The sequence below is a fragment of the Mycobacterium asiaticum genome (assembly GCF_001668675.1).
Classification (GTDB): Bacteria; Actinomycetota; Actinomycetes; order Mycobacteriales; family Mycobacteriaceae; genus Mycobacterium; species Mycobacterium asiaticum_D.
This window is the reverse complement of record NZ_LZKQ01000061.1, coordinates 1-10,214: the sequence shown is the minus strand read 5'-3', so window position 1 is coordinate 10,214 and position 10,214 is coordinate 1. Positions and strand designations below refer to the sequence as shown.

The following is a 10,214-nucleotide window of genomic DNA, read 5'->3' as shown; positions in this document are numbered from 1 at the left end:
CCCTCGGGAGCGGCGGCGGTAACGGCGGCAACGGCGGCAACGGCGCCGACGCCACCGCCCCCGGCGGCACCGGCGGCAACGGCGGACAAGGCGGCCACGCCGGCACCCGCGGCAACGGCGGCAACGGCGGCAACGGCGGCAACGGCGCTACCGGAGCGGCAAGCGGTGACGGCGGTGACGGCGGCAAGGGCGGCGCGGGCGGCAACGGCGGCAGGATCTCCGGCGACGGCGGGGCCGGTGGCGAAGGCGGCAACGGCGGCGCTGGTGGAAACGGCAACGACGCCGAGAGTAATGGTGTGCTCGCAGGTCACGGTGGCGATGGAGGTGACGGCGGAGCCGGTGGCGCCGGTGGGACCGCGTCGGCCAACACGGCCCAGGGTGGCAACGGCGGGGCCGGTGGTGTCGCCGGCAACGGTGGCAACGGCGGCAACGGGGTATTGGGCGCAGACAAACCATTTGCTGTCGAGTCCGGCGGCCACGGCGGCGACGGAGGAAACGCGGGCGTCGGCGGCCAGGGCGGCTACTCGGACAAGGGCACATCCGGAACTGCGGGGAGCACCCCGAATAGCGGCGGCAACGGCGGCAACGGTGGCCACGCTTTTGCTGGTGGTGACGTCATTTACGGCCACCTACGCGCCGGACAGGGTGGCAACGGGGGGAACGGTGGATCGGTCGGCAACGGCGGCAACGGCGGCAACGGCGGTACTGGTGGCCTCCTGGACTTGGCAGGCGGTGCCGGCGGCAACGGCGGACAGGGCGGGTCCATTCGCGGCGACGGCGGCGACGGCGGTAACGGGGGCAATGCCAGCCGCGTCGGCGAAGCCCCGGCCGGCGGCGCGGGGGGCCGTGGTGGTGACGCGGTGCTCAACGGCGACGGCGGAAAGGGCGGCATCGGCGGTAGAGGAGGTTGGGGCGCAGCGGCGGACGACAACGGTGGCACCCCAGGCCTCGGTGGCACGGGAGGCACCGGTGGCGCCGGTGGCGCCGGTGGGACCAATAGTGGCAACGGCGGCCGTGGCGGCAGCGGCGGCGTCGGCGGGGAAGGTGGGCTCGGTTCGCAGGGTTCGACCGGTTCCACGGGCAGCAATGGCACGACAACTCCCGGTTCGTTTGACGGCGGCGCCGGCGGCACCGGAGGCCAGGGTGGCACAGGTGGCATCGGCGGCACCGGCGGTACCGGCGGGGCCGGCGGTGTTGCCAGGTCTGGCGCAGGACTGGACGGCGACCAGGGCGCCGGCGGAGCCGGCGGGCGAGGCGGAATGGGCGGATACGGCGGAACCGGCGGGCGTGGTGGCGACGGGCTGACGGACTTCTTCAACGCCGGTCACGGCGGTGCCGGCGGCCAGGGTGGAATTGGCGGCGCCGGCGGAACCGGCGGTGCCGGCGGCGCCGGCTCCACGGTGGGTGCGACCGGAGGAAAAGGGGTTGTCGGCATCGGAGGAACCGGCGGCACTGGCGGCACTGGCGGACAAAATACGGGCATCGGCACCAGTGGTAACGGTGGCACCGGTGGTCGCGGCGGAGATGGCGTCGCCGCTGGCGGCGCCGGTGGTCAAGGTGGCTCCGGCGGCGCCGGCGGCTACGGCGGCGGCACCGGTGGCACCGGCGGCACCGGCGGCACCGGGCTCAGCGCCGCCGGTGGGGATGGCGGCGTCGGGGGCACCGGCGGCCAAGGCAAAGACGGTCTACTCGGCGGTGATCCTTTGCCTGGCGGCTCTGGCGGCAAGGGCGGAACTGGCGGAACCGCGGATTACGGAGCGATTACCGTCCCAGGCAGTGACGGCATGGGCGGCGCTCCCGGCGGCAGTCCGGTACCGCCCAGCAATGCCGGCGGCCCGGGCGGCGCGGGGGGCGCCGGCGGAAAGGGCGGTTCGTTCGGATAACTTCGGCACCAAACCGACCTGCCAAGCAGGCGATCGCGCCGAGGCGCTACCGGTGTTGCCGCGTCCTACATCTCGCGTGTTTGCTGGCGCCAGCCGGAGTTTTCAACCGCGGCCGGCGCTACCGGCGCGCCGTCGTCGACGGGCCGGTCCGGATTCAATTAGCCGGACGCGTTGGGCAGCAGTGCTGGGCAGTTTCCGGCCGCGTCCGCGGCCAATTCGAAATGCCACATTTCGTTCGCATAGATCTGACACAGCCCAAAGCGGGCGCCATTGGCGATGAGCCACTGATCGGCGCCCACACCGCCGACGTCCACCGCTTCCCCGACCACGTGTCTGGAAGCTGCGGGTGTCTGCACGTATTGCCGCGCCGCGGCCAAGCTGCCGTAGGTCTGCACGGCCTCATCGAGCAGTTGCTGTTGGAACGCCGGTGACCGCCAGCCCGAGGTGATCGTCATGGTGATGCCGTCGTTGCCTGCAGCGACGGCGGCGCCCTGGATAGCGCTCAACAACGCCGGATCAAGGCGTCCGATCGCCGGGTTCTGCACGTCGAACGGGGTCAACGGCCGTCCGTCGGGCAACGACCCATCGCCGGAGTCGAAGGCTGGGTCCAGCGGGACGCTGCGGTCTGCGAGTGTGATCGTTGCCGAGGGATCGTGCGCAGCTGGTGCGCAGAAAGACAGGGCGCCAGCCGCGACGGCAACCACCGCGAATCGCCCAACCCAGCTTGCTGTCCGTGTTCTCACGTGGGGCCACCCTAGCTACCTCTCGAAGCGGCAATCAGTGTGGGCCATTTCGACCGCGGGTGAACGGGTCATGTTCCGTAGTTCGCCGCGCTCTGATCTGGCCGGAGTCATCGATGCGCCGGAAGAGGATGCGCGCGCCCAGGACATTTTGGCGGCATGGGCTTACCCTCCAAGCGACGGAGATACGTTGAGAAAATGAGTGTTGCCGGCATCGTCCTCGTCGCACTCGCGATCGCCGTCGGAATCGTCGGCATCGTGGTGCCACTGTTGCCGGGCACTCTGCTGGTGTTCGGTGCGATCGTGGTGTGGGCCGTCGTCGAGAACAACGTCACTTCGTGGGTGACACTCGGCGTGGTGGCTGCGCTGCTCGGTGTGGCGACATTGATCAAGTACACCTGGCCCGTGCAGCGGATGCGGGCCGCCGACGTGCGCACGCTGAGTCTGGCGGCCGGCGCGGGACTGGGCATCATCGGTTTCTTCGTAATCCCGGTGGCCGGCCTGGTGATCGGCTTCGTGCTCGGCGTCTATTTGGCGGAGCTGTCCGCCCGCGGAGACCAGCGACTGGCATTGACGTCGACGAAGCACGCCGTGAAAGGTGTTGCGTTATCGATGGGTGTTGAGCTGGCTGGCGCGCTGCTCGCCACCGTCGTATGGGTGGTTGGGGTGTTCCTGACCCAGTAGGCAGCGCCGCCGGAGTGCGCGCTATGGAGCCGATGACGGGAATCGAACCCGCGTATTCAGCTTGGGAAGTCGATTCCGGCTCCGAACGGGTGAGTGATAGGCGCAGGTGGGCGGCCTCGCAAGGACAGGCGTTTGCACTGCTAAAACACCTTTTAGTACGCCGTTGAGACGCCCTGGGTACGGTCCCGGTCCGCCTCCGGTTGGGGTGCGTCTACGGGACCGGCACGGGACCGCTTAGAGGTCATCAAAGCGTGGTGTCGGTACCGACTGGCAAACTTACGTACATGGGATTCGCTGCGAACGTCCTCAAGGTCATGATCTCGTCACCTGGTGATACCGCTGACGAAGTCGAGGCGGTCAAGAGCGCGCTGCAAGGTTGGAACGGGTCGCGGGCAGAGAACGCGCAGACGGTGTTGCTTCCGCGATTTTGGAAGACGGACGCCGTTCCGCAGATGGACGCGAACGGCGGCCAGGGCGTCATCAATTCTCAACTCGTGGACGACGCTGATATTGTCCTCGCTCTGTTTGACTCGCGACTCGGCCAGGCCACCGATAGCGCTGTATCGGGCACAGCAGAGGAGATTGAACGGGCCGCCGCAAGCGGTAAGCCGGTGCACGTCTGGTTCTCGGATGAACCTGTCGACCGCAACGCTGACTTGAAAGAACTCGATCGGCTCCGGAAGTTCCGCAAGGAGCTGGAGGACAAAGGTCTGCTCGGTGTGTACGCAGATCTGAATGATTTGGCCTATAAGGTGAGGGAGGCCATCGAGAGCGACATAAGTTGCTCGGGGCTCGGTGCGCCGTCTGTCGTTCGCAAGGGTGAACACGCGATGCCGCGTGTTCGGGTCGAAAAGCGCCGCGAGCAGTCTGGTGTCGACAGGCGGGGTGCGCCGAAGTTTACGACTCACTCAACGTTGGTGTTGGAGAACAAGAGCCAGCACGTCACTGCCGAGCAGCTGACTATGGATCCTGGGGTGGAACTCAGAGGGTTGCTACATCGTGAAAGCACAGCCGCAATCGACATGCCTCCGCTTTCTGAACTGAGGTTCCCTTTGATGCTGCATATGGGTCTCTCCGATCACGTTACCGTTGAGCTCAATTGGTTCGAGAACGACGAGGAACAACACGTGAGCCAACCCGTCAGTCTTTTCTGAAGCCGGTCTGGCGAGCGAGCCAAGCTGGGCTAGGCATCGCGTTCAGTAGTTACGGCAACCAGGCACGTATACCGGAGTGCACCATGGCAGCGTGTAGCCATCCGGATTCTGCGTACCCGGCATGCCCGGCACGGGCGAGCAGTATGGGCTTGGGTTGCAGTACTCGCCAAAAATGTAGCCAATCTTTGTGCAAATGGCGCCCGGCGGCGGGTATGGATATGCCTGCGAGCAGTACTCTTCGGCGTGAGCAGGTACGGCAGCAATCGCGCTGCTGTAAACGCAGGCGCCGGCCATGGCAATCGCGGCTAAAGCCACCTTTGCTTTCGTCTTCATTGAGCCCAACCCCGTGTGGTCCGTGCCGCCTCGCGACACGCTTGCCAATATTCCCCGGCTCCCCACGTCGAAGCCTACCGCCGTTACCGACGCACATTTCTGCTTTTCGCAAATCGGGCCGCATCCGGCTCAGCCAACCCGTTTGCCGGGGTAGCCGTGCGGCGGTTCGTTTGATTGCCGTCTGGCTTGTCTCGCCCGCACGCTGAGGTCTTTGCTGGGGGTGAGTTCGACCGGCGGGCACATCCCTCGGTACATGCCTCCTTCGCTCGGCGGCGCGTTCTTCTTGCCGTGTGGCACAAGCCCCGGCCCCCAAGAGAACTCCGACGGGTCCGGATTCCGGGCGTGTGGGTCGCGGGCCTTTCCTACTGCGCCCATCGCTACGTCTTAATCGTGGGCGCTGTGTAGCTGCCACTGGTGGTTACCTGCATGACGACGGCTGCGCTGCGGTGTCGGACGCCAACTCCGAACCCGCGCGCGTAGAAGCTGTCCTGCAGCGGGTACGGACCACGGCCCGGAATATGGCGCAGCCCTTGATAACTCGCGTTCACATGTTCTCGAAAGCCGACCGGGTTTGCGTCGGAGTCCAGCCCGCCTGTCGCCGCGACGATTACGTAACCGGCAGGCACGTAGTGGGACTCGACTAGCCAGGCGTCGCCGTAGCTGCCTTGTACGTGGAGGCCGTTGAAATCGGTGGGCGGGACTGCGCCGACGAGGTGCTCTGTGGTGAAGTATGCGGGCTGTGCGGCGGATGGGATGAAGTCCCACTTGGGTTTTGTTGCGCCACCGTAGTCCACCCCCGCCCGCCAAAACGTCATGTCCTCGACCTCGTTCGGGTGGGCGAGGATGATCAGCCGTCCGCCCTGCGCACCGAAGCGGCCATAGCCGTGTTCGGTGACGTGGCGAATCATGTCCTCGATGTCGGCGGCGTCGATGGTCGTGGAGCCGCTTGTGAGGTAGTGGGTGTGGGATCCGGTGAAGGTCTTGCCAAGGTGTGAGGGCGGGACCATGCCATCACCGCTCCATAACCCGTAACAAGTGTGGTTCCACTCGTTGAATGCTGGTGCGGGATCGAGCAGCCGGCGCAGAATCGTGCCGCTGACGAGGCGGTTATCAGCCTCGAAGATGCGCGTCACCTGGGCGGTCACCTGTTCAGCGGTAGCACCGCGGAGGAATTTCCAAGTGGCACTGAGCCTCTTGTCGTAGTCCTGGAAGTTGTAGCCAAGACGCAAGTAATCGGCGGGCTCGCGCAGCGCGGTCGGCATCCCAAACTCGGTCGCTAATTCGAAGCTCTCGCCTTCGACGCTTTGCGGGATGATGTCGGCGACCGCTGTGGTCGGGTAGCTGAGGAGGCGGACAATCGTTGAGCGGTGCTGATTGTAGAGATTCAGCGCAGTGGCGATTTCATCCCACAGCAGATTCAGATTGACGCCATCGGCCGTTTCGTTGACGAGGACATCACCAGAAACGCTGTAGCCCTTCCGATTTGTCATTTCCTTCACCGTCTTTCGGGTAGCCGTTCGACCTAGATTACCGCCGCTTCTCGACGCGAGGGTCGAATACCGTTACCGCGCCACGGTATTGGTACGGGCGAGTTCGAATTAGGGCGAGCGTAGCCCGGCGTAGAGCGGTAGAATAGAGGGGAACCGAAAGGCGAAATACCCGTGGCACGAATGCAACCCGATGTTCGAGTACCTGCGCCGCCGACCTCGCTCGATGTGTCGGTGGTGCCGGACAAGACTGTGGCCGACGCAGTCGAGTGGTACCGGGGGATCGACGTTGAGGTCACCGAGCGATGGCTCAAGACGGTGACGGACCGCGACGAACTCACGTGTCGGATCATCGCGGGACGGCGCATGTATTCAACCGCCGAGCTTTGGCGATTCATCGTGACGCGACCGACGCGCACCGCCGGGGCGTCGCGTTACAACCACCAGAAAGGAAGCAGAACTGTATGAGCACCAACGACTTTGACTTGGAAGCAAAATACCGGATCAACCACGCGCCCCAACCGGATAATCCGAATGTCGGTGCCATTCAGGTAGTGGAGCGCACCAGAGCTCTTGTGACGCGTGAGACAGGCAACACCGCATGGCTTTTCGACCCCAATTGGAACCCCGCTATGTGGGAGCTCGGCAACCGGACTATGCGCAACATGCGCCAGCAGTTCGGAGACCGTATTGAAGCTGCGGCGGACAGCGACACGTTCCTGTACTACCCCTGCATCCCCGAACTCTACGTTTACGACGATGCGATGGAACGGTTCTCGTAAATGATCACGACTCGTGTGCCCCTGCCCAACGCGGTCGGGCGGCGCGGCTGCGACGTGCAGCTTGCGCCCGGCGGGTGCAGCGGGCGGGCTGTATACCTGCCGCTTGAGCGTGGTCAGTTCATCGTGGTGTTCAGCATCTGCAAAGCCTGCGACAGCTGGGCGAGGCAAACTGCCGAGACCAACTTCAAGCTCAGCGCGATCTCTGCTCAAGCTCAGCTTCCGCCCGGCGCGCGGATCGACCCCGACTCGCCGGTCCCGCCGATCCCGTAGGCGACCGCCGTCCGACCCCCTCATCGCGACGGAGACGAGATGCGAGATGTTCGGCGCGGGATCGGATGAGCAGAACGCGGCAGCGCGTCTTTCGCCCCAGGGTAATTTTTGCATTCGTCCTTGCGGGGATGTCGTCTCGTTGAGTACCGTTGACCGCAGCCAGGCGACGGATACTGGCTCACGGTTGATGACGTAGGGGCCGCAGCTTCAGACCGCGGACGAACAAACAAGCTGACCACAGCTAGACGACTCGATCCGGACGCAAGGGCCGGACATGCGCACGTCTCATAGGCAATTGACCTTTGGAAGACGTGCGCTTTTTTGCTCTCCAGGGGTCTGTAAATTCACACAACCCCAAGGAGAAAACACATGACAAGCGCTGATCTGCCGTGGCCCACATTTCCGCGGGAGCGCGAGAAGAACACCACCGACGAACACGTATGCGGCTGCGACGATGGCGATGTGGAGTGTTCCTGGACGGATATTGATGGGCACGTTAGGCGCGGCTCAGAAGCCGAGTTCATTGCGGCCACGCATAGTGGTCGTGTAAAGGGCGTCGAATATGTTGAGACCGCTGGGGTCTACCGCTACGTGAAGGCGGATAACCCAATCTTGCCCCCGTGGCATCGTGGGCCCGACCCGTCCACGACAGAGTTCGTGATGGGGGATAGCGTGAGGGTCGATGACTGGTGCGTGAAGGGTGATCAGGTGCTGGTGGAACTCAAGCAGCTTGTCGACCGCCAGCTGAACCTTGGCCGCGATGGGCCAATTGCTGGCCAGCCTAAATTTGTTGCAGGGCAGTAGCTTTAGGCTCAACCTAACGTCGGCGCGGCGACGGCGGTTCGGGTAAGCTATAGCTATCCGTCCCGTCGCCGGGTCGGCGATAACTGAATACAAAAGTCCCGGCTAACACGGCTGCCGCTGCCTAGAACGCGACCGCTGAACGGCTAAGTAGCCGACTTGGAGATGATAACGGGGCACTCCGAAGCACCACCCGTATAACCGTGCGCGGTGAACCTGCTTTGGAGGAAACAACATGGATCCCAATCCTGACGACGTCGCAAACCTCAACCAAGAGGATGCGTTTCAGAAACTGCGAGCGTGGGGCTACCCCGTGACTCGGCGGATGATCAAGTACGCGATTCTGCGCAGGGAGCTAATCCCGGTGAGGCTCGGCAACGGAAATTACCTCAGCGCCAACGATTTATGGCGATGGATCGAGTCTCGACGGCAGACAGGCATTTACCGGCTGCCAGACGGTGCGCAACGGTGAGTATTGGAAAGCTCGCGGCCCCCGTAATGACCAGACGATGGCGGCAGCTCACCAATCGACAGCGTTGTGAGAGAAGCGCCATTATGCGTAAGGACGCAATTCCTAATGAGTGTCCCCCCAGATAACTCCGCAACTCAAAGCGCTGCAAACAATATGGCCGACGCTAGTACAAATGCGCATAGGCTAGCCAGTATTTACGACCTTATCGGTACTGACCAGGAAGTGGAGCAAATAACCCGCACGACTCGCGAGCGCCGAATTGACAACCTGGTTGAGGCATTTGAAGAGCGCGATGAGGCGAAGCGACAAGTATCAGAACGTAAGGCACAGGCGCTGATTAATGTTGACGCAGATCGCGCGATGGATGGGCTGACGTTCCTCACTTTCAACGATGATTCAGAACCTATTTGGGGCGCAGGAGCGGAAGTGCTAGCGGCTCAGGGTGAGGGGGTGGTGATCTGTGGGCCGCAAGGCGTCGGTAAGTCGACACTCGCCCAACAGCTGGTGCTGGCTCGCATGGGAATTACTAGCTCGATGCTGCTTGGCTACCCAGTGGCCAGAGACGAGCGGCCGATTTTTTATCTTGCGATGGATCGACCGATGCAGATACGCCGTTCGCTCGCGCGAATGGTGGACCTGACAGAAGAGACGGCCGCGGCAACTATCAAGCGACAGCTGATCGTATGGAAAGGCCGCGTACCAATCAAAGCGAACGAAGCGCCAGAAGCCTTCGCGGAGTGGGTTGCCCAGCATGGCAGAAACCCCGGCCTCGTCATCGTGGACTCGCTAAAAGATTTGCTCAGCGGATTGATAGGGGACGACGACGGCATTGGCTTTAACGACGCGATGCAGCGTGTGATCGAGAATGGGACTGAGTTCCTATCTCTGCACCACCAGCGCAAGGCCACCGCCGACAACCTTAAACCAGCCCAGCTCTCGGACGTGTACGGCAGCGGCTGGCTCACCGCCGGCCAAGGGTCGGTGTTGCTGTTGTGGGGTCAGCCTGGTGCGTCGTCGGTCGAGTTAAGCCACCTTAAGCAGCCCCAGGAGCGCGTTGGGCCGCTAATCATCAAGCACCAGCACGGTGAGGGTGCATCCACGAAAATTGATGCGGCGCATGTGATAACTGCGCTTGCTGACCGGGCGGGTGAGATCGGGATCAGTGAGGCTGACGCCGTTGCGGAGGTATTCGGAATTGATGACCCCGCCGGGCCTGGCTACGTAGCGGCCAAGAGTTCTGTTCGCCGAACCCTGAACAAGCTTGCAAGGGACAAGGTTCTTGCCTATGAGGCTGGATCTCGCGGAGGTAGCGGGGGCGGCGGAAGGGCGGCGCGGTGGCGAATATGCGGTTAACGAAAAGGGCTGGTCGGGGGCGATATTCGCGCGGTTATCGTTCGGAAAGCGTTAATCGCTCGATAACCGGCCCGCCTAGCGAACGACGAAAAGTCCTGGTAGAGGACGATACTCGCGCGGTTAACGAGGCCGGTTTTCGCCCGCCGAGCGAGAGCGATAACCGGCCCGCCCCTCTAAGGGGCCGGTTATCGATCGACGGCGGTTATCGCCGAGATGAGTTAGCTAGAGCGTTGTCGGCGACCACCGCAAACTGGA

At 63.6% G+C, this 10,214-nt stretch carries 8 protein-coding genes and 1 pseudogene; 7 read left to right on the top strand and 2 right to left on the bottom strand.

Going from position 1 to position 10,214, the window contains the following annotated elements:
* Positions 1 to 1,883, top strand: a pseudogene (locus tag A9X01_RS31785) (PE family protein); the annotation flags it as partial.
* A gap of 158 nt (positions 1,884 to 2,041) precedes the next feature.
* Here A9X01_RS31785 and A9X01_RS05775 read toward each other — a convergent pair.
* Positions 2,042 to 2,626 carry a M15 family metallopeptidase gene (locus A9X01_RS05775; RefSeq protein ID WP_065119828.1) on the bottom strand — a complete coding sequence of 195 codons (585 nt, stop codon included), beginning with the start codon at positions 2,624 to 2,626 and terminating at the stop codon, positions 2,042 to 2,044.
* Between the two features lie 195 nt (positions 2,627 to 2,821).
* On the opposite strand from A9X01_RS05775, the gene A9X01_RS05770 reads away from it, so the two are divergent.
* Positions 2,822 to 3,307 carry a DUF456 domain-containing protein gene (locus A9X01_RS05770; RefSeq protein ID WP_065119827.1) on the top strand — a complete coding sequence of 162 codons (486 nt, stop codon included), beginning with the start codon at positions 2,822 to 2,824 and terminating at the stop codon, positions 3,305 to 3,307.
* Between the two features lie 284 nt (positions 3,308 to 3,591).
* Positions 3,592 to 4,461 (top strand): DUF4062 domain-containing protein, encoded by an 870-nt coding sequence (locus A9X01_RS05765; RefSeq protein ID WP_065119825.1) that lies wholly within the window; start codon positions 3,592 to 3,594, stop codon positions 4,459 to 4,461.
* A gap of 710 nt (positions 4,462 to 5,171) precedes the next feature.
* Here the strand turns inward: A9X01_RS05765 and A9X01_RS05760 are convergent.
* Positions 5,172 to 6,284 (bottom strand): hypothetical protein, encoded by a 1,113-nt coding sequence (locus tag A9X01_RS05760; RefSeq protein WP_065119824.1) that lies wholly within the window; start codon positions 6,282 to 6,284, stop codon positions 5,172 to 5,174.
* Positions 6,285 to 6,745: 461 nt separating this feature from the next.
* On the opposite strand from A9X01_RS05760, the gene A9X01_RS05750 reads away from it, so the two are divergent.
* From A9X01_RS05750 to A9X01_RS05730, 4 genes are all read left to right on the top strand, one after another.
* Positions 6,746 to 7,063 carry a hypothetical protein gene (locus A9X01_RS05750; protein ID WP_065119822.1) on the top strand — a complete coding sequence of 106 codons (318 nt, stop codon included), beginning with the start codon at positions 6,746 to 6,748 and terminating at the stop codon, positions 7,061 to 7,063.
* A complete protein-coding gene (locus A9X01_RS05745) occupies positions 7,064 to 7,333 on the top strand; it encodes a hypothetical protein (RefSeq protein ID WP_065119821.1) in 270 nt (89 codons plus the stop codon). It abuts the gene before it with no gap.
* A 369-nt stretch (positions 7,334 to 7,702) separates the two neighbouring features.
* The gene (locus tag A9X01_RS05740; RefSeq protein ID WP_065119820.1) at positions 7,703 to 8,137 is read left to right on the top strand and encodes a hypothetical protein; all 435 of its coding nucleotides are present in this window, start codon (positions 7,703 to 7,705) and stop codon (positions 8,135 to 8,137) included.
* A 574-nt stretch (positions 8,138 to 8,711) separates the two neighbouring features.
* Positions 8,712 to 9,959 (top strand): AAA family ATPase, encoded by a 1,248-nt coding sequence (locus A9X01_RS05730; RefSeq protein ID WP_081282226.1) that lies wholly within the window; start codon positions 8,712 to 8,714, stop codon positions 9,957 to 9,959.
* The last annotated feature ends 255 nt before the right edge of the window (positions 9,960 to 10,214 follow it).